Raw genomic sequence first — 18,791 nt, forward strand, 5'->3', positions numbered from 1 at the left:
TTATTCGCCCGGGCCTTTGCAGGCGATGATCTCGTCCATTGAATAGGTCGTCCAGCCGGGGATGGAGACGCTGACCGGCCATTCAGGGTCGAGGTTGGGGTTTTGCGCGGCTTCGATCAGCGCCATGCCTTCGGGGTCATTATTGGCCCAGATCGACGGGTCGACCAGCACGGTATTGCCTTCGGGCATGTCGCCTTCAAGAATTTGCAGCGCCAGCGTAACCCCGGCACCACCGATCGAGCCGGGGTTGGTGACTGCCGCGCCGACAAAGCCTTCGACACTGGCCAGCTGGCCTACAAACCCGGCATTGTCCGCCCCAACGATGGGCACAAGCGGCATGTCGCTTTCGATGAAGGCATCGACGATGACATTGTCGATGCCGCTGGTCCAGACGCCATCAACCGGCAGGCCGGTCGACAGATAATCGAGGATCTGTTGCTTGCCCTGGTCCTGCTGCCAGCCGGTAAACACCTCATGCACAATGGAGATGTTCGGGAATTCGGCCAAAGCGCGCTGGAAGCCGGTGTCGCGGTCATTATCGGCGCCCGCACCCGCGGCCCCGCGCATATAGACCACGCTGCCTTCGCCGCCGAGCTGCTCGAACAGCCATTTCGCGCCAAGATAGGCATATTCTTCCTGGTTGTTGGACAGGATATAGGCGCCTGGTGCCGTAACGGCCTGGTCCACAGCCACCACGACAATGCCTGCTGCAATCGCCTCTTCAATGGCCGAATTCACACCATCGGCGTTGGATGGGTTGATGACAATGGCATCAACGCCCGCCTGGATGAGGTTGCGAATATCCTCAAGCTGGCCGGCCGCATCGGTGTTGCGATGCGCGATGTTCAGGCTGTCGACCATGCCCGAAACCCTTGCCTGCGCTTTCATCGCGCAGACCATTTCTTCGCGCCAGCCATTGCCCTGCACGGTGTTTGAAATGCCGATCGTATAGCCACCATGCGCTTCGGCAAGGGCCGAGCTTCCATAGCTGAACGCCAGAGCGGCCACAGCTGCGCTTGTATAAAGTCGTTTCATCTTGTCGTCTCCCTTATGGTTAAGTGGTCTCACTGCATTCGGCCCCTATTTGATAAAGGGGCTCAGAATATCGCGGGCCAGGCAAAAACCCCGTTTGAGCTTTGCATCCGTCCCTTCAAAATCGCGGTCCTCATGTTCGATGATCACCGCGCCGTCATAGCCCGCGCGGTAAAGCTGCGCGAAGAAGTCCGACCAGTCCACCTCGCCCAAACCGCACAGGCGCGGCACCTGCCAGCCCATGCCGGCCGAAAGGATGCCGCGCTCGTAAAGCCCGTCGCGGTCGATCATCAGGTCTTTGGCGTGAACATGGGCAAAACGGGCGCCGAACTCGCGCATGAAGCGGCTTTGGTCGATCATTTGCAGCACCAGGTGCGAGGGGTCGAAATTCATGCCAACCCCGTCCCATGCGTCAAAAATCCGCCGCCAGATATAGGGGCTATAGGCAATGTTATGCCCGCCCGGCCATTCGTCATTGGAAAAGATCATCGGGCAGTTTTCAAAGGCGAGCGTGACCCCGCTATCGCGCGCATGGGCAATGATATCGGGGAAAATCTGTGCAGCGCGCGCCCAGTTCTCATCAAGTGTCAGCTTGCGGTCCCCACCCACGAAGCTGTTCACCACCTTCACGCCCATCAGCCCGGCGGCGGTTATCACCTTTTTCAAATGGCCGATCACGGCGTCACGATGGCTGGCATCGGCATGAAGCGGGTTGGGGTAATAGCCAAGGCCCGAAATCTCGATTCCCTTATCGGCCAGCGCCCCGGCAATTTCATTGCCCTGCGCCTTGCTCAGCCCATCAACGTTGATATGCGAAGTGCCCGCATAGCGCCGCAAATCGCCGCTTGTGGCGGGCCAGCAGGCAATTTCAAGCGCGGAAAACCCGTTGGCCGCGCTCCAATCGGCCACGTCCATCAGCTCTGTATCTTCAAACGGGGCTGTCAAAATGCCAAGCTTCATGCCTTGTCTCCCATCATGTTACACCTCGACCCAGCGCGCCTCGGCGGCCGAACGCAGCACGGCATCGCAGAACCGCATTTCGTGGTGGCCATCTTCAAAACTGGCATAGGTCGATGTTGCGGCGCGCGCGCCGGTTGCGGCATCGGCATAGACCTGCTGGAACAGCGCGCGAAAACTGTCGGCGAAACCTTCGACATGCCCGCCGGGCAGGGCAGCGGCAGCGGCGCCCGTGGCGTTCATCATACCGGGGTCGCGTTGCAAAATCTGGTTGGGTGCATCGCGGTGGCCAATGAACAAATGGTCGGGGGTTTCGCTATCCCAGGCCGCCGAGGCGGCTGAACCGGCCATGTCCCATTGCAGCGAATTCTTGCGGCCAATGCTGATCTGGCTGGTGGTCATCACGCCTTTTGCACCACCTTCAAAGCGCAGCATGATCATGGCGGCATCGTCGGTTTCTATGCGGCGGGTCTGGGTTTCGCCGCTGGCCGCCGAAAATGTGGCAACCGGGCCAACGGGTTTCTGGCGTTCCTTTATGAAAGTCGTCAGGTCGGCAAACACCGCGGCCACCTTCTGCCCGCTCACGAAGCTGACCAGATCCACCCAATGTGTGCCGATATCACCCACCGAGCGCAGCGCGCCGCCCTGGTCAGATTCCAGCCGCCAGTTCCAATCGCCTGGCTTTGCCAGCCAGTCCTGGTGGTAATGGCCGGTGACAAGGCGGATATCGCCAAGCGCGCCCGCCTTCACCATGCCATGCGCATGGTGGTTGAGCGGATAGAAGCGGATATTGTAGCAGACCGCAGCGATCTTGCCGCTGGCGCGCGCCAGTTCCACCATTTCGGCGGATTCACCCGAGGTCATGGCCAGCGGCTTTTCGCAGATCACATGCTTGCCCGCCGCCAGAATGGCCTTCACCTGCTGATAATGCGCATGGTTGGGCGAGGTGACATGCACCAGATCGACCTTCGGATCGGCCAGCAGATCTTCGAGCGTGGCATAGGCTTTGCCAACCGACAGCGCCGCAGCACCCGCCGCACCGCGTTCGGGCGACGAGCCAAGCACGCCTTCAACGCGCACGCCAAGGCGCCGCAGCGCCCCGATATGCACAGCCCCAATAAACCCGGTGCCGATGACCGCAGCGCCCATTCTGCTGAAATCTGTCATGTTGCCCTGGCCTCCCTCTTGTCAGTGTCACGCAATTGAATAGCCCCCGTCAACGGGGATGCAGGCGCCGGTAATGAACCCCGCCTTGCCCCCGGCCAGGCCACGCATGGCGGCCAGATCGGTGACATCCGGTTTGTGATAGGCGAATTGGCCCTGGTCCCCAGGGGCGGGTGCAACTTCCTCACCCGTGATCGCAACCTTTGCCCCTGCCGATTTGAAGGCACGCGCAATGGCCGCACAAATGCCTGGGCGGCTGGCCCCGATAACCAGAACATGCTGGCCGCTAAAATCAACCCGTTCATCGTGGTGCCCCCGTTACATGCTGTTCCAGATCGGCCAGCACGCCGGACATCGGGGCCGAGGCATCGCTGAGCATGAATACTGCAAGCCGCGCGGCCTCTTCGGCCTGCACAAGGCGGCCAAGCGGCGCTTTGGCTTCCTCCTCGGCCAGCCAGCCTGTGCCACGCCCCAGAATCTCGGCCTGCATATGCTGCTCGCTTGGCGTGGCGACCCAGCCTAAATTAATGCCATTGGCGCGGATACGGTCGGCCATATGTGCCTGTGCCGTGTTTTTGGTAAGCACCGCCAAAGCGCCCTTGCTGGCGGAATAGACCGCCAGATCGGGTGAGCCGCAATGCGCGTTGATCGACAGGATGTTAACGATCGCCCCCGCCGCCTTGCGCGCCAGCATATCGGCCACGGCGGCCTGCATAAGAAAGAACGGCGCGCGGCTGTTGACGGCAAACAGCATATCCCACGCTGCCGCGCTGGCTTTTGTCAGGGCGGCGCGCGTGGTCAGCCCGGCGGCATTGACAAGCCCATCAACCCGGCCAAAGGCTTGCAGCGTGGCCTGCATGATTTTGCCCGGCGCATCGGGCGAGGCCAGATCGGCCACAAAATGGCGGGCGTGCAGTTCGCGGGCAATGGTTTCAAGCCCGGTCGTATCGCGGTCGGTCAGCATCAGCCCGGCGGCACCGGCATTGGCCACTTCGCGCGCTATTGCCGCCCCGATTCCGCTTGCGGCACCCGTGATTAGCACAACCCGATCTTGCAACCCGACAATCATGCGCCAATCCCTTCCATAAAGGTATCAAGCTCGTCGGGGTCCATGCGCAGAATGTGCCTGTCTTCGGGGAAGGCGCCGCTTTCAACATCGGCGCGAAATTCGGAGAATGCCGCGACGCGCTCGGCCTGCAACCGGTCATATTCGGCGGCAAAATTGCGGTAAACCTTGGCGTGGCGTGGAACATGGCCACGGGTTTGCCCCAGAATATCGTCCGCAAACAGATATTGCGCATCGCAGCCCGCACCGGCACCCATCGACCACAACAGCAGGTCCAGCCGGCTGGAAATGGCGCTGGCAACCTCGCTTGGCACAACCTCTATTTCCACGGCAATGGCCCCGGCATCCTGATAGGCGCGACATTCCTGATATATGGCGATGGCCGATTGCGCGGTTTTGCCGACCGCCCTGAACCCGCCTGTCCAGCCAGCGCGCGACGGCACAAGCCCGACATGGCCGACCACGGGAATATGCTCGCGCGCCAGATATGCGACGGTTTTCAAACTGGCCGAACAATACAGTGCATCGGCCCCGGCTTCGAGCATTTTGCCGGCAAAGCGCAGATAGTCATCGGCCGTGCCAGCGGCGCGATGGTCCAGCCCGGTCATCGAAAAGACACCCGGTGCCGCGTGGCGATAATCCGGATGCGCCACCAGATCTGGCGGCACCGAGGCGATGTCGATTTCCGCCGCTTCGGCGGCGCGCGCCTCATCCAGGGTTTCATAGCGCAGCATGGTCAGCTGGCGCTTGCCCTTCAGGGCGCGCAGATCGGCAATCGTGGGGGGCCGGCGGCTCATATCTCGATCTCGATCCGGCCATTGTTCAGCCGGGCAGGGTAGGTGGCCAGCGCCACGCATACAGGCGCGCGCAAGGCCGCGCCGGTCTGGTAGTTGAAGCGGCCATTATGCTTGGGGCATTCGATTGTGTCATCAATCACCAGCCCGTCGGCCAGATGCACCTGCTCGTGCGTGCAAAGGCCATCGGTGGCGAAAACGGCACCGCTTTCGGTGCGATACACCGCGAATGTGCGCGCGCCATGATCAAAGCGGATCACGTCTTCCAACTCGATTTCCTCTGCATCGCAGACATCAACCCATTCGGCCATTCATTCACTCCTCTGGCTGCGCGCCACATCAATGGCGTGCAAATCTTCGCGGTAGGGCCGCGCGCTGGCGGGCAATGCGCGACGCAAAGTGTAGTTCGGCGCGTGGCGCTGGCGCAAAAGCCAGCCAAAAACCTCGCGATAGGCATGGATGATCGAGCGGTTGGGCGGCGGCAAATCATCCTTGATCAGCGCATGAAGGCGGGGCAGGGCATGATAGGGGACCATCGGAAACATGTGATGCTCGACATGGTAGTTCATGTTCCAGTAGATGAAGCGGCTGACAGGGTTCATATAAACCGTGCGGCTGTTGAGCCGGTGGTCAAGCACATCTTCGGCCAGCCCGCCATGCTGCAAAAGCCCGGTCATGACCATATGCCATGTGCCGTAAATCCGCGGCCCGCCGATCAGCATGAGCGGCAGAAACGAGCGGGTGGCAAGCGCGCCAAGCACAGCCGCGGCATAAACCGCCACATGCACCCGCGCCCAGAACACCGCCTTTGGCCATTCGCTGCGCGGAATATAGTCTTGCTCGGCGGCGCTGATGCGGCCTGCTGCCTGCAATCCAAGCGTGCGCAGGTCGTAAAAAATATCGGGCAGGCCGATGAATTTCAGCGCGGTTTTTGCCATGAATGCGGGGCGCATCAGCGCGATTTCCGGGTCACGGCCCACGATGATGGTATCGGTATGGTGGCGCGCATGGCTCCAGCGCCAGCTGACCGGGTTGCGCATGACCATGAAGGACGCGATGTGGTAAACGACATCATTCTTCCACGATGTCTTGAAGGCCGTGCCATGCCCGCATTCGTGCCAGCGGCTATCGCAGGCCGACCCGTAAAGCACGCCATAGACAAACAGAAACGGCACCGCCGCCCAACTGCCCCAAAAGGCGATGCCGCCAATGGCCGCAAGCGCCATCAGCCCCAGCCAGATTGCGGTGTCACGCGTGGCGGGGGCATCGCTGCGGCGCATCAGCTCTTTCATCAGCTTGCGCGGCACATCAGAGTGATACCATTCAGCCGAGGCCAGCCCCGCGGCGACAGCGCGCGCGTTTTCAGGCCCGGTCAGGCTGTAGTCGCGCGGCTGAAATGGCATTTCTATATCGGCCATCACGCACCTGCCTTTGCGCCGTAGAGGGCGGCAAAATGGCCCGAAGGCTGCGGATAATCTTCGTCCGGCTGGGCCTGCACAGCCATGATGCGCGCCGTGCTTTCGGCAATTTCCTTCCCCCCGTCAAGCACGCGGAACTGCGCCGAATAATTGCGCGCCTCGCCTGCCGAAAGCCAGATCATCTCATCGCGGTCACGGGCAAACTGGTTGCCTTTGGCATGATGGGTTGCCGGTTCGACCCCCATGACATAATGCCCGGCCTGAAAGTTCTGCCACTGGTAAAAGCACGGCATCTGCTCTTTTCGGGTTTCCAGTTCCAGCCCGAAAGCAAGCCGGTCATTCACGACCGCCAGCGCGACATTCCCACGCTCATCGGCGGCAAGGTCATGCTCCCAAACCTGTTCGGCAAAGCCTGTTTGCGGCGCAGGGCAGGTGCGGTAGCCAACAGATTGCCTGCTTAGCCCGGATTCTGCATGACTTGCCCAGACGACATCGCGGATGGGGGCGACAAGCCGCGCGCCCTCGTCAATGACAGGGTAGCCAAGATTGACATGATACATCAGCATATGCGGGGTCGGGGCGAAGCCTGCATTCACCACACGGTCGTGCAGCCGAATGGTGTTGCCGCCAAGATCGGCCTCGATCCGGCGGTGCAGGTGCAAGACCTCGCCAAACATTGTGGCCTGCACACATACCGCTTCGGCCCATAGGGTATAGCGTTCGTTTTGCCATGTTTCGCCATATCCGGTCAGCCGGGCGGGGGTGGCGCTGATGCGCCCGTGCAACCCGTGCTGAACCGTGCTGCGGCGCGGATAGTTGTAGCTCGACGCATCCACCTCTTCTGGCCCGCCAACATGGTCAAGCCCGCATGTGGCCAGAAAGCCCGAAAAGCTGCGTGTCCATCCCAAACCGCCCTCGCCCTCGTAATCGCCAAGGGCGGGGTGGCGAAAGCCGGTGGGCGAATGCCAGCCAATGGCCCGGCCTTTGTGCGAAACCTCGGAAATATCCATAGCACGGTCGACCAGCACCGAAAAATGCAGCCCGCTACCTGTGTGAAAATCAAGCATACGCAGCCCGCGCCCGGCGCCATTGTCCAGCACCGACAGCCGGACACCGCCAAAGGCCGCCATGTTGCCCGTGCGCTGCGCCAAGGACGCAGCCGAATGATCGCTGTCGTAAAGCCGTGCCATGAACCGGCATCTCCCCCCGCGGCCTGCTTGGTGCAAACCTGCCATTTGCCGCAAACTCGCCGCAACCGGGCGGCGGAGTCAAGCGCATTCTGACCTGAATTGAGGTATATTGAGATAAATATGAGGGGGCATTGAGCAAATTCAGCCAATTTTTTAGTGTTCTGGCACGAAATTGCATATATTGACGGCGCAAACATGCGCTGCTATACCTCAAAAAACCTCAACGAGCCGCCATGCCCCGCGTAACCCTTTCAGATATTGCAGAAGAATCAGGTGTGTCGCTGGCCACGGTCGACCGTGTTCTGAATGCGCGCGGCGGCGCCAGCAAACGCACGCAAGCCATTGTGCAGGCGGTTGCCGCCCGGCTTGGCTATCTGCCCGAGGTTGAACGGCAAGAACAAGCGCTTGTGCCCGTGCGGCTGATGTTTCTGTTCCCGCTTGGGACCAATGCTTTTGTGCGCGACCTGCAGGACCAGATTCGCCTGCAAGCCCCGCAATTCGCCGAAGTGGAGGCGCAAATTGAAACCATTGCCGGGTTTGATCCTGCAGTCATGGCCGCGCGGCTGAAGGCGTTGGAAGGCAGGGTTGACGGGGTTGGCGTGCTGGCGCTCGACCATCCGCTGGTGCGCGAGGCGCTGCGCAGTCTGGTGGCCGCCGGCACGCATGTTGTTACCATCGGGTCGGATATTCTGCAGGTGCCGCATTTGGGGTATATCGGCATAGATGATGCGCAGGCCGGGCGGTTGGCGGGCTATATGGTCGGCCGCTTGCTGGGGCGGGGGGCGCGTGGCAAGGTGGCGTTTTTTGCCGGCTCGCTGGCCTATCGCGGCCATCAGGAGCGCGAAATCGGGTTTCGGCAGGTGCTTACGCAGGATTTTCCCGGCCTTGAAATTGTCGAATGCCGCGAGGTGCAGGAAAACCGCGACAGGGCCAAAGCCGAGCTGATTGCCCTGGTCGAGCGCCACCCCGATCTTGCGGCGGTCTATAGCGCCGGGGGCGGCACGGCCGGCATTGCGGCGGGCCTGGTCGCGCGGTCGCATGATCAGGAGATCGTCTTCATCGCGCATGACCTGACAGGCAGCAACAAGGCCTTGCTATTGAACGGCACACTGGATGCGGTGATCGACCAGAATGCCCGTGTTGAAATACGCGAGGCGTTGAACACATTGATCAACGCAACGCGCCAACACCCTTACCGCATGGTGCCGCCACGCCTGCAGATCATCTTCAAGGAAAACCTGCCAGGCGATTAACGGCGCCGGGCGCCGTGGCCGGAAATTACCAGTGGCATTGGGCCATGCAAATGGCCCGGACCCGCCCCACGCCGCGCAAGCCTTGCCCGAATTGACAGGAGCGCAAATGGTTTGGCGGTTGCAGGCTGGACGGGGCGCGACTTTGGGTTTGCAATGGGCTTTAACGCGCGTTCCGGATTGGGCGTGCCAGCTTGGCGGAGGAGGTGTCCTTATAACTATGTGTTTAATGGTCTGATATTAAGGGATAAATTATAAAGCTACAAACATCATACCACAATAAATACCACACAAGGTTCAATTCTGGCGCATGTTGTCACTGGATTGCCCTGATAATTTGCGCGCGCATATCCAAACCATTTAGCTCCTTTTCAACCCTGCAATAAATCGCTTTGCCACCTGAAACCGCTTGCCACTTTTTGCCGATGTTTAGAGCTTCAATTTCTTTTGGGTCTGATTTGCCGCGCTGCCCCTTATACTCAACTACTAGCGTTCGGCCATCGTTCAATTCCGCTACAAAATCGGGATAGTGTCGCCCAGACGCCCTTGGCAGGAAGAAAGCGTTAGGATGCTTGGGAACATTCCTGATCCAGTGCTTTACATCGGGAATGCTATCCAATGCCACCGCGCATTGAATTTCTTCACCCTCACTGCCGTTTTCGCCTTTGCCATCAAACGCTGGCACTTGACCATTTCCGGTGAAATGCGCCCTGAACCTTTGCCGCCCGCGATATAGGCGAACACCTGCAAACATACCATCAAAGAACTTGAAGCCATTATCATAACTAATGCTGGGTGCAGCATCTTGGCCGAACAGGTTCATTTGATAGGACTTGGTGCTTTCGGCCTCATAGATTGCTATCAACTTTTTCTGTAAACAGCGCGCAAGCACAAATTGGCATCGCATCAGTGAGGAAAGCGGAATGCCTCGCGCCCCAGTTAGATTAGAAACGACAGCGCCTAGCCAGCGGATCAATTCACCTTGACCAATAAACCGATCTCGCACCTTGCGGTCGAGCCATTGCACCAAGCCCTGTTCGGTCCAGCCCTCAACCGCGATATCCAGTGACAGTTGTTCAGTCTGATCTGAGTGAGTGACCGTCAACCTGTCACCATCCAAATCAATTTCAAAAGTTTCAGCAACTTGCCGGATCGAAAACTCGGTTTCCGAAAGCTGGTGGGAATGATCCGATAGCGACCAATCGTGAAACTCTAAAAAGTGGGCATTATCGGCAAACACCAATTCGCCTTGAACTTCGGCCATAAGACACGGTGCAACAAAAGTTTCGCCGCGCTGGGCAGGTGAAGCATTCGCATTGTTCGCGGCTTTGAACTTTTCCAGTTCTTCACGAAACACCCCATGATGCTTTACGGGTATTGCAGCGAATAGCCGCGTTTCTTCATCCGGCGTTGGATAATCGGTAACAGAAATCTTTGCGTTGCCGCTTTCGTCTGGCCCTACCTTAATCTTGTGAGGTGCAACCGTTTCAATACCCTTCAATTCAGCGGCAGGTGCATCGACCACAACCTGAAAGCTGGGCTTGGCGCGGGTTTGGCGGTCGAACAGGCCATCAAGCAATTCTGGCTGGGCATGTTCGATATTGTCTTGGACTTCGCTTTCCTCAAACCCCATATCCACCAAACGATCCACCAGCCCGCGAACAGCTTCTTGGAAACTTGGCGAGTTCAAACAGGCATAGGATTTGTTCAGCGCGGGGTCGCTGCGCCGCGTGGCATAGGGCATGCGCAGCACCCGGCCTAGCAATTGTTCCGCATCCCCTGCCGAACTGATATTGGCCACAGAACAGAACACATAGGCAAAAGAACAATCCCAGCCCTCTTTTAGCGCCTGAACCGTAATCACATAATCAATCGGGCAATCGGGGTCGCTTAGCGTTATGCCGTTCAACTCGCGCTGGTTGCCTGTCACCACGGCAATACTTTCGGGCGGAATGCCCTTCACATCGACCAGATGATCACGCAACACTTCAACCGTGACTTCCTGGTCCTTGTTTTGCGCCTGAAACAGAATGATTGGCCGAATATAAGCCTCGCGGTCGCGCTTGGCGATTTCCTCCAGTTCGGCCCGCTTCAAAATCGCGCCATTCACCGCCGATTGCCAGCTTTTGTGTTCCTCCAGCACCACCGGCATTTTGATCATCTGCTCGTCTTTAAGCTCTTGCGCTGTAACGGAATGCAAAATGTTCGACCGGCCTCTTGGCGTTGCGGTCATTTCAATAATGGCAGACGGATTCAGGCGTTGCTGCATTTCATGCGCTAGGCCCGTTACCGCCGTATGCGCCTCGTCAACAATCACAAGGGGGCGGTGCATGTGCAGCAGATTGGCGAATGAAAACCGGATATCGCCCTTCATTGGCCCGTCATCATTGCGCTCCAGCCCCGCCGTGTTGGGCGATACTGCGCTGAAATGCGGCTCCATCATTTCATTATGGGCATAAACCTTGCGGCCATTGGTGTTGCTCACCTTCAGCGTTTGAATCGTGCCGACAAATACGCATAGGTTCGCGCGTAAATCTTGCGGGGTTGCTTGGGTAAAATCGCCAATGTCGAATACGCGCACCCGGCCTTCAAAAGCGTCATCAAGGCTTTGGCGGTAAGGGTGGCGCGGGTCTTTAAGCGCCTCAACCGTTTGCCGGCGGATTGCATCGGAAGGCACCAGCCAAACAACAACCGGATATTGCTGCTCCATCCAATGATCGCGCGCATGGGCTATGGCATGGGCTGCAAGCAGGGTTTTGCCGCCGCCGGTAGGCAGGCGAAGGCAGACATATGGCACAGCCTCCAGCCCCTTGACGGGCTTGTATGCGCCACCATAGCCACGCAACCGCTTGGCCTGCTCTGGTTCAGACGTGATCGCGGTGAAAGCCGCCTGAGGCCCACGCACCCGCGCTTCCTTGAAAAACGCCGATAGTGTGTCGATGGTCTGTTGCTGATACTGCTTGAGCTTCATTTCCGCGCCCTCACATCATAGGGGGTTTGTTTGAAGGTTATGTTTTCGCCCTCAAGCGTGGTATCGGCCAAGACCGTGCGTTCGCCGTAAATGGTCAGCGGCCCGTCAAAATCGCCCGCCGCTTCGCGGATAAGCCGCAAGGTTTGGCGGTTCAGCACATTGCCGCCATTCACCGATTTATCGCCCAGAATGCCGTTGTAAAGCAGCGCAATGCCCTTGCCGCCCAGCGCCCCTAGGAAGGGTGTTGAAGTTTCCGGCGCATCCCACGGCTGGTTCATTTCTGAAAACCAGATATGCGCGGCCAAGGTGGGAAAGCGGATATCGGGTTGTAGCCCGCCGGTTTCATCGAACACCGCCGCGCCCAGTTTGAAAAACCGGAACCCGCCGCCGCCTTGCCAGTTTTGCGCCTTGGAAATGCCGCCCTGTTCACCATCGACAACCTTGGCCAAACGCGGCTGGCAATGCGTGACGGCATGTTCGCCCATTTCAATGCCAATATACCGCCGCCCCATTTTCTGCGCGACAGCGGCAGTTGTGCCAGAGCCTAGGAATGAGTCGATGATAAGATCGCCGGGTAGTGAGGCTATGTGTAAAATACGTTCAAGTAAACGTTCCGGCTTTGGAGTTGAAAAAATTTCATCAGCATTAAAGTCGCGAACTTCTTTTTTTGCTTCGCTGTTTCCACCTACATCATTTTGCAACATTACTGACAGCGGCACTGTTCCTTGTTTTACGTTTTTTAGGAACCTCTTAATCATCGGGACGCCGTCACCACCTCGTGCAAAAACAATTAAATTGTCACTCAACAATTCTTTATAACGTGATTCTTTCGCACCCCAACACCGCCCCTTAGGGGGCAAAACCTTTCGCCCAGACGGTAAGGTGATTTCATATATGTTTTCGCTTACACCCGTTCGAGCATATTGCGCCCCTCTAGCGCCGCCTGTTAAACTAATCGTAAAATTGTCGGGCATATACAATCCACGCGGGTCATCTTTACGATTATATTTTGCGTTTAGTTCATCTGTCCTTGCAAGCGGATTAGGCTTCCATTTGTTCTTCGACTTTGCATAAACAATTACATGGTCATGATTATCAGAAAACCAGAGTGCATGTGCTTGCGGCGCGGTTTTCTTTTGCCAAACCAAATTTGAAATGAAATTCTCCCTCCCAAAAACCTCATCCATTATGACTTTAAGATAATGCCCTTCACGGTCATCAATACTTACCCATATCGACCCATCCTCTGCCAGCAATTCCCGCAACAGCTCCAACCGTGGCCACATCATCGCCAGCCATTGCGAATGCTCCAGATTGTCATCGTAATGCTCAAAGGCCGATCCGGTGTTGTAGGGCGGGTCGATATAGATGCATTTCACCTGGCCCGCATAGAACGGCAGAAGCGATTTCAGCGCCTCTAGGTTATCGCCCTGTATCAGCATATTGCCCGTGTCGCGGTCGCCATAGCCCAGCGCTGGCACTTCCTCCAGTAAGCGATACGGCACCTTTTCCGCCGCCCGCACATCCTGATCCCGCGTCAACCATCGCAATGTGGGCATAAATTCAACCTGTCATCCTTGCGCCCCGATCTTGCGCCGGGGCACTTGGCCAAACCCTAGCCAATGGGGCCATGCGGCAAAAGCCCCTATCGCCCCATATCGCGCAAGATTTGCATTTGCCGTTCGGTTGTAACGGGTAAGTATGAATTGATCGTGGTCGCCACGTTTTCATGCCCCATATTCATCGACCATGCTTTGAACGCCTCGCGGTTTGGGCAAATCTTGTCGCCATAATGGGTGAGGGTTTTGCGGAAGGCATGAGGGGTGTATTGCGGCATCTGAACCGCTGCAAACGCGCCGCGAATGATCGTGTTCAACTTTGACCCATTGGTATAGCCGGTGCGCGCCAAGCCCGTATTCGCAAAGCCCTTGCCCTTCACCACCGCCACCCGCGCCTTGGGAAATAGCGCATCCTCTGGCCCGAACAATTTGACCTCGCGCAGATAGTTGAAATAGGCAGTGAAACAGTCGCGATAGGTGGGATCAATCGGCAAGAACTGGCTATGGATGGTTTTCGCACCTTTGGTTTTCACCTCGCGCGCATCCTGGAACACATGCCCAAGCTCGATGTTCACATGCTTGAGCTTTAATGTTGCCACGGCACCATCGCGCGCACCTGTCAGCATGAAGAAGGCAAACAGCGCCTTGTCGCGTTTCTGGAACTCGGTTTCAAACGGCATCGCCTGAAACGCATGTGCGGCCTGTTCCATTGACGGATAGGGAATATCGCGTTCGGTATGCGCCACCCGCGCCGCTTTGCGATTGTTGTTGAAGTAGTCCACATCCGGATAGGTTAGCACACGCTTATAGCCCGGCCTGCTCACCAGCCAGTGAAAGAAGTTTTTGACCAGCCGCAAGGTGGCGTCGACCGTTGAAAACCCCAAAGGTTTGCCCGTTTTGGTGTTCTTTTGTTTGGCCAGATAGTCCTTAAAATCTGCCGCCTGTTGGCGGTGGAACTTCTTGAACGATTTGAATTTCGTGCTTTCCTCAAACCGCCGGATCGCCGCCTGCGCCTTGTCAATCGTGCTGTCATCCTGCCCTTTGGCATGGCGCAAATAGGTGGCGTAATCGCGCTTGATACGCTCGTTTTCCTCTAGATATCGCGTCATCTGCTTTTTCCTTTCTGCCAGTCGTTTTCAGCCTGTATCTGCCTTGTGTTTCCGCCCGACTCTGCGGTGGGCTGGAAGTTATAGTTCACGCTAGGTTTGAGAGGTTCCTTTAGGCTCATTCCCTGTTGCGTGTGGCGATGCTAAGAATTGGGGCCAATTCAGCGCATAGCTTTGGGCTGGCAAACTTGCCACATAGCCCTTGGCAAGCCTCACAAAGCGCCTCTAGCCTGCCGCGACCATCGGTATAGGGCAGGTAGTCAGCCATGCCGCCATAGGCGCGCCGTGGGGCATTGCAGGCCATGCACAAGAACTGGTCCAGCGCCAAGCGCCGTTCCGGTTTGTTCGACCGATTGGCGATGAACTCCTTAAGCGCAAAGCCCAAGATCAAATGCGGTTTCTGGCTGTCCAGAACCTGCAAACCAGATTGCCGCCACAACCGCACCGTTTGAGTTGAAACGCCCAGCGCATCGGCTGCCTGCTCATAAGTGTATTGGTTGTGAATCTTGATCTTGCGCGCGGAAACGCGCTTGGCCATCAGTTGCGCCCTGCCTTGCCGGGTTCAACGCGGCTGGCTTCCGCCCACGTGTTCAAATCGGCCCCGCGATAGATGATCTTGCGGCCAAGGCGATAGAAGGCTGGCCCCATGCCTTTATGCCGCCATTGTGCCAGTTTTTCGCGGTCGCCGATCAGGTCCAGTTCAGTATCGCCAAGCACATAGTTTCTGTTTTGCTCGAATAAGTTTGTCATGCCGCTGGTCCTTTGCTGTTAGCATGGGACCGTTTCAGCATGGTTCGATGTATTGGGAAACGCGCTTGGAAAGCCCGTTTCTTTCGGCAATTAAGGGGTTAGTTTTCGGACCCTTTTTTTCCTCCAACCGCAAGTTGCATTGCAATTTGAGATAAAATGCCGGGAGAAGGCGGCTCAACTCTATTTTCAGCCCAAATATATTGCTCAAGCGCATTAGGCGGTGGGTTTACGTCTTCGTCAGTGAGTTGAGAAATGGCCCATTTTGCTGCATGGCGTATATTCGCATCGATACCTAAGACTTCGTAAATTTGTTCAAGAATCCGCCCATATTCCGTTGACGGATATGGCCCATCACTTGAGGTTCCATAAGTCGGCAATCGTCGCTGCGTGCGCGCATAAAACCGTGCAAATCTTAAAGCGATAGTTCGAGCATAATAGTTTGGTGGGCGGTTGCTGACTTTCCAGAACTGAGTTTCCTGCTCCATCAATTCAATGTATCTCTTTGAATATGCTTGATACATTTCGAATGCGACATAAATAGTTGAGTTGAAAAAGTCGGTTTGCATAACATTGCGCAAGGCTAGATCAATCGCAGTATAAGGCGGTTCGCTTTGAATCCTTGACGCAGCGGTTATGTTTATGACTTGGCTTAGTCGTTCAAACATTTCCGCCTGCTCGGGGGGTTGACCTGGCTTGTTGCTGACAAGTCTCGTCAGCAAAGTGTGCAGGCTATCAGAAACCAATTTGACTGTATCGCGTTCAGCAATGAACTCGCTTTTATTGTCGTGGATATTCGCCTTGTCCAAGCTAAAGAAGTGAGGCTTATCGCCGGGCCAAGCGCGTTTTGGCTGCCAGCCTAGCTGTTCCTCAAGAATGCGCCGGACCTGATCTTCTTTGGAATCTTCTGTCATAAGGGCACGCTAGAGGCACTCTTTTGACATTGCAAGAATTGTTCCTGATTTGTTTCAATCACTGGGCGTGAAAAAAAGGGGGGTAGAACCAACACCTTTTGTCATTTAATTTTCCGCCTGAAACCGCGCTTGAGCAAGATCAATCACGTCCGAATTATGCCCCGTCACATAGTTTGACCAAGCCGTGATCAATGCGCGCCGCCGCTCAAGCAGGTCCGAACGCGCGTATGCCCGCTCAACGTCTGATCCAACTTTATGCGCCAAACTCATTTCGGCAACCTCGCGCGGCGCGTTTGCCACCTCCGCCGCCCAGTCGCGGAAGGTGGAGCGGAACCCATGCACTGTGACGCCCTCAACCTTCATCCGGCGCAATAGCATTAGCATAGCCATGTTGGACAAAGGCTTGTGCCGCTTCTGGCCTTCAAACACATAGTCCGATTGCATGGCGCGCAATGGTTCCAAGATCGCCTGCATTTCATCCGTTAATGGCACCCTGTGTTCAACACCGCCCTTCATCCGGTCGGCGGGGCAGGACCATAGCCGCGCCTCAAAATCCAGTTCGCCCCATTGCATCCCCAAAACCTCGCCCGTGCGTGATCCTGTGAGGCATGTAAACATAAGGGCTTTGGCTGCCATCGCGTCACGGGCCTGCAAATCAGCATAGAAGGCTGGCACCGCCTGCCAGTGCATTGCTTTGTGGTGCTTAGGCTTGGCTTTCACCTTTGGCAAAACTTGTGCATCGTGAATGGCGGTCACAGGGTTTTCACCCGAACGAAAGCCCTTGGACTTTGCCACGTCCAAAACAATCTTTATGCGCTGGGCCAAGCGCCGCGCAGTTTCGTGCTTTTCTGTCCAGATAGGGGAAAGGCACATCAGCACTTCTGGCTGTTCAATGCTATCAACTGGCATGCGTCCAATCTTGTGAAAGGCATAATCGCGCAAGGTGTTGATCCATTGCTGCCCGTGCTTGGCGTTTTTCCAGGTCGGCATGCGGTCGATATGCACCTGCTGGGCAATTTCCGCGAAAGTTGGTATCTCGCGCGCTGCATTGAACCGTGGGTTCAAACCTTGCTTGGCCATGCGCCGATACTCAAGCGCGCGTTCGCGGGCTTGGTTCAAGGTCACCACATCGGCACCACCCAAGCCAAAATCGGTGCGTAATGGCGCGCCTAACCGATTCTTCTGGCCTTTGACCGTGACGCGCACAATCCAGCGCCGCGCGCCGGATGGATCGACAACCAGATACAGCCCGCCGCCATCGCCATGCCGCCCAGCGCCCAAATTCTCGACAAGTTTCTTGGTTAGCTTACCTGTCAGTGCCACAATTCATACCACCCTTCATACCACACAAGGATAGAATACGGGCATAATCGAAAGAAATCCAGCGCAATGGTGAAACCCGTTTAGGGCTATATAAAACAAAGAAAAAGGCCGCCTAAAGCGACCTGATCAACTCGAATAATATGCCAGCTTGGCGGAGGAGGTGGGATTCGAACCCACGGTAGACTTTCACCTACGTCGGTTTTCAAGACCGGTGCATTCAACCACTCTGCCACTCCTCCGACGCGGCCCTTCTAGCGTCGGCGAAAGCCCGCGTCCAGAACAAGAATTGCGTTGCTCCGCTCTTTATTTTCGCGGGGTGATTCTATAGAGTTGCGCTCAAAGTTCATCTTCAGATGACGAGATCAGAGCAGACGATGCGCGGGGCCGGGGTTTTCTGGTGATTTACCCGGCAATAAGGGGATACCTATGCAGGCGCGGAAATTCATATTTCATAAAGCCGGGATCGGTTTGGTGCTGACGCTCGCCCTTGCGGGCTGCGAAGGTTTTCCAACCCCGATAGCGCCAAGCGCCAGTGCAGGGGCCGCAACCGGTGCCGCGCCCGAACGCGATGTCGTGCGCAGCGATCTGTTCAGTGTCACCGAAGCCGCCATGTGGGACGGGCGCCCGACATTTGGCGGCGTTTGGGTTGCCTATACCGGCGATATCCAGCCGGAACGTGTGCGCATTACCAACCGTGACAATGGCAAAACCGTTATCGGGGCGCTGTTCCGGCGTGAACGCGAAACACCCGGTCCGGCCATTCAACTTTCAGCCGATGCGGCCTCGGCGCTGAATGTGGTGGCGGGCACTTCGGTGCAACTGACCGTCACAGCCTTGCGCCGCGAGGCCACCCCCGAAGTTGCCCCGGCACCTGAGCCCGCCGCAGCCGAAACGCCGGCGTCCACACCCGCCGCACATGATGAGACTGCGGCTGAAGCACGGCCGGTATCGCGCCCCGCCGCGGCAACTGCGGCAGCACCGGCAACCATCAGCGAAGCGCCGATTGCCGCAGCCCCTGCAACAGGCCCGGCAGCAGCCCCCGCCGCAGCCCCGGAAGGCGCGCCTTCGCGGCCCTATGCTCAGGTTGGCACATTTGCGTCGCAATCCAACGCCAATGATCTGGTAACCATTCTGGGCACCAATGGCGTTACCGCCGGCGTGCGCCAGGTCGAGGTTGATGGCCGCACGCTTTACCGGGTAATTGCCGGGCCAGCCGAAAGTGCCGCCAGCCTTGCCACACTCATCGCCAAACTCAAGGAACTCGGATATTCCGATGCTTTCCCCATTCGATAGACGGATC

17 protein-coding genes and 1 tRNA gene are annotated in these 18,791 nt (G+C 57.3%); 2 read left to right on the forward strand and 16 right to left on the reverse strand.

The annotated features are described in order from the left end of the window. From LGT41_RS10030 to LGT41_RS10065, 8 genes are all read right to left on the reverse strand, one after another. The gene (locus LGT41_RS10030) at nt 1-1,035 is read right to left on the reverse strand and encodes an ABC transporter substrate-binding protein (RefSeq protein ID WP_274126742.1); all 1,035 of its coding nucleotides are present in this window, start codon (nt 1,033-1,035) and stop codon (nt 1-3) included. Nucleotides 1,036-1,080: 45 nt separating this feature from the next. Next, on the reverse strand, nt 1,081-1,992 hold the full coding sequence (locus LGT41_RS10035) for a sugar phosphate isomerase/epimerase family protein (RefSeq protein WP_274126743.1): 912 nt from the start codon (nt 1,990-1,992) through the stop codon (nt 1,081-1,083). Nucleotides 1,993-2,010: 18 nt separating this feature from the next. After that, nucleotides 2,011-3,156 carry a Gfo/Idh/MocA family protein gene (locus LGT41_RS10040; protein WP_274126744.1) on the reverse strand — a complete coding sequence of 382 codons (1,146 nt, stop codon included), beginning with the start codon at nt 3,154-3,156 and terminating at the stop codon, nt 2,011-2,013. Between the two features lie 298 nt (nt 3,157-3,454). Next, nucleotides 3,455-4,222, reverse strand: a complete 768-nt coding sequence (locus LGT41_RS10045) for an oxidoreductase (protein WP_274126745.1) — start codon at nt 4,220-4,222, stop codon at nt 3,455-3,457. Then, nucleotides 4,219-5,016, reverse strand: a complete 798-nt coding sequence (locus LGT41_RS10050; RefSeq protein ID WP_274126746.1) for a 3-methyl-2-oxobutanoate hydroxymethyltransferase — start codon at nt 5,014-5,016, stop codon at nt 4,219-4,221. The genes LGT41_RS10045 and LGT41_RS10050 overlap by 4 nt, the downstream gene beginning before the upstream one ends. Beyond that, a complete protein-coding gene (locus LGT41_RS10055; protein WP_274126747.1) occupies nt 5,013-5,324 on the reverse strand; it encodes a MocE family 2Fe-2S type ferredoxin in 312 nt (103 codons plus the stop codon). Before LGT41_RS10055 ends, LGT41_RS10050 begins: the two co-directional genes overlap by 4 nt. Further along, on the reverse strand, nt 5,325-6,431 hold the full coding sequence (locus tag LGT41_RS10060) for a fatty acid desaturase family protein (RefSeq protein ID WP_274126748.1): 1,107 nt from the start codon (nt 6,429-6,431) through the stop codon (nt 5,325-5,327). Beyond that, the gene (locus tag LGT41_RS10065) at nt 6,431-7,621 is read right to left on the reverse strand and encodes an aldose 1-epimerase family protein (protein ID WP_274126749.1); all 1,191 of its coding nucleotides are present in this window, start codon (nt 7,619-7,621) and stop codon (nt 6,431-6,433) included. The genes LGT41_RS10060 and LGT41_RS10065 overlap by 1 nt, the downstream gene beginning before the upstream one ends. A 233-nt stretch (nt 7,622-7,854) precedes the next feature. Between LGT41_RS10065 and LGT41_RS10070 the strand changes: the two genes are divergently transcribed. Beyond that, entirely contained in the window at nt 7,855-8,874 is a 1,020-nt protein-coding gene (locus LGT41_RS10070) for a LacI family DNA-binding transcriptional regulator (protein ID WP_274126750.1), read from the forward strand. Nucleotides 8,875-9,187: 313 nt separating this feature from the next. Here LGT41_RS10070 and LGT41_RS10075 read toward each other — a convergent pair whose 3' ends face one another. From LGT41_RS10075 to LGT41_RS10110, 8 genes are all read right to left on the reverse strand, one after another. Then, nucleotides 9,188-11,842, reverse strand: a complete 2,655-nt coding sequence (locus tag LGT41_RS10075; protein ID WP_274126751.1) for a DEAD/DEAH box helicase — start codon at nt 11,840-11,842, stop codon at nt 9,188-9,190. After that, nucleotides 11,839-13,401, reverse strand: coding sequence for a site-specific DNA-methyltransferase (locus LGT41_RS10080; protein ID WP_274126752.1), 1,563 nt, complete (start codon nt 13,399-13,401; stop codon nt 11,839-11,841). The genes LGT41_RS10075 and LGT41_RS10080 overlap by 4 nt, the downstream gene beginning before the upstream one ends. Before the next feature lie 86 nt (nt 13,402-13,487). Continuing rightward, nucleotides 13,488-14,510 (reverse strand): tyrosine-type recombinase/integrase, encoded by a 1,023-nt coding sequence (locus tag LGT41_RS10085; protein ID WP_274126753.1) that lies wholly within the window; start codon nt 14,508-14,510, stop codon nt 13,488-13,490. Nucleotides 14,511-14,625: 115 nt separating this feature from the next. Next, nucleotides 14,626-15,045 (reverse strand): helix-turn-helix domain-containing protein, encoded by a 420-nt coding sequence (locus LGT41_RS10090; RefSeq protein WP_274126754.1) that lies wholly within the window; start codon nt 15,043-15,045, stop codon nt 14,626-14,628. Beyond that, nucleotides 15,045-15,257 carry a MerR family transcriptional regulator gene (locus LGT41_RS10095; RefSeq protein WP_274126755.1) on the reverse strand — a complete coding sequence of 71 codons (213 nt, stop codon included), beginning with the start codon at nt 15,255-15,257 and terminating at the stop codon, nt 15,045-15,047. Before LGT41_RS10095 ends, LGT41_RS10090 begins: the two co-directional genes overlap by 1 nt. Before the next feature lie 98 nt (nt 15,258-15,355). Further along, nucleotides 15,356-16,168, reverse strand: coding sequence for a hypothetical protein (locus LGT41_RS10100; protein ID WP_274126756.1), 813 nt, complete (start codon nt 16,166-16,168; stop codon nt 15,356-15,358). Between the two features lie 105 nt (nt 16,169-16,273). Then, complete coding sequence (locus LGT41_RS10105; RefSeq protein WP_274126757.1) at nt 16,274-17,491, reverse strand: tyrosine-type recombinase/integrase; 1,218 nt, start codon at nt 17,489-17,491, stop codon at nt 16,274-16,276. A gap of 149 nt (nt 17,492-17,640) precedes the next feature. Further along, nucleotides 17,641-17,730 (reverse strand) — tRNA-Ser (locus LGT41_RS10110). A 187-nt stretch (nt 17,731-17,917) separates the two neighbouring features. Here LGT41_RS10110 and LGT41_RS10115 point away from each other — a divergent pair. Beyond that, nucleotides 17,918-18,784, forward strand: a complete 867-nt coding sequence (locus LGT41_RS10115; protein ID WP_274126758.1) for an SPOR domain-containing protein — start codon at nt 17,918-17,920, stop codon at nt 18,782-18,784. Nucleotides 18,785-18,791 lie beyond the last annotated feature (7 nt).

The organism is Abyssibius alkaniclasticus, assembly GCF_020447305.1.
Classification (GTDB): Bacteria; Pseudomonadota; Alphaproteobacteria; order Rhodobacterales; family Rhodobacteraceae; genus Abyssibius; species Abyssibius alkaniclasticus.

Bases quoted from the DNA above. Each gene is read 5' to 3' on its own strand.
- LGT41_RS10080 (WP_274126752.1), bottom strand. From the start codon at position 13,401: ATGCCCACATTGCGATGGTTGACGCGGGATCAGGATGTGCGGGCGGCG.
- LGT41_RS10070 (WP_274126750.1), top strand. From the start codon at position 7,855: ATGCCCCGCGTAACCCTTTCAGATATTGCAGAAGAATCAGGTGTGTCG.
- LGT41_RS10095 (WP_274126755.1), bottom strand. From the start codon at position 15,257: ATGACAAACTTATTCGAGCAAAACAGAAACTATGTGCTTGGCGATACT.
- LGT41_RS10030 (WP_274126742.1), bottom strand. From the start codon at position 1,035: ATGAAACGACTTTATACAAGCGCAGCTGTGGCCGCTCTGGCGTTCAGC.
- LGT41_RS10100 (WP_274126756.1), bottom strand. From the start codon at position 16,168: ATGACAGAAGATTCCAAAGAAGATCAGGTCCGGCGCATTCTTGAGGAA.
- LGT41_RS10090 (WP_274126754.1), bottom strand. From the start codon at position 15,045: ATGGCCAAGCGCGTTTCCGCGCGCAAGATCAAGATTCACAACCAATAC.
- LGT41_RS10085 (WP_274126753.1), bottom strand. From the start codon at position 14,510: ATGACGCGATATCTAGAGGAAAACGAGCGTATCAAGCGCGATTACGCC.
- LGT41_RS10055 (WP_274126747.1), bottom strand. From the start codon at position 5,324: ATGGCCGAATGGGTTGATGTCTGCGATGCAGAGGAAATCGAGTTGGAA.
- LGT41_RS10040 (WP_274126744.1), bottom strand. From the start codon at position 3,156: ATGACAGATTTCAGCAGAATGGGCGCTGCGGTCATCGGCACCGGGTTT.
- LGT41_RS10065 (WP_274126749.1), bottom strand. From the start codon at position 7,621: ATGGCACGGCTTTACGACAGCGATCATTCGGCTGCGTCCTTGGCGCAG.
- LGT41_RS10115 (WP_274126758.1), top strand. From the start codon at position 17,918: ATGCAGGCGCGGAAATTCATATTTCATAAAGCCGGGATCGGTTTGGTG.
- LGT41_RS10045 (WP_274126745.1), bottom strand. From the start codon at position 4,222: ATGATTGTCGGGTTGCAAGATCGGGTTGTGCTAATCACGGGTGCCGCA.
- LGT41_RS10075 (WP_274126751.1), bottom strand. From the start codon at position 11,842: ATGAAGCTCAAGCAGTATCAGCAACAGACCATCGACACACTATCGGCG.
- LGT41_RS10060 (WP_274126748.1), bottom strand. From the start codon at position 6,431: ATGGCCGATATAGAAATGCCATTTCAGCCGCGCGACTACAGCCTGACC.
- LGT41_RS10050 (WP_274126746.1), bottom strand. From the start codon at position 5,016: ATGAGCCGCCGGCCCCCCACGATTGCCGATCTGCGCGCCCTGAAGGGC.
- LGT41_RS10035 (WP_274126743.1), bottom strand. From the start codon at position 1,992: ATGAAGCTTGGCATTTTGACAGCCCCGTTTGAAGATACAGAGCTGATG.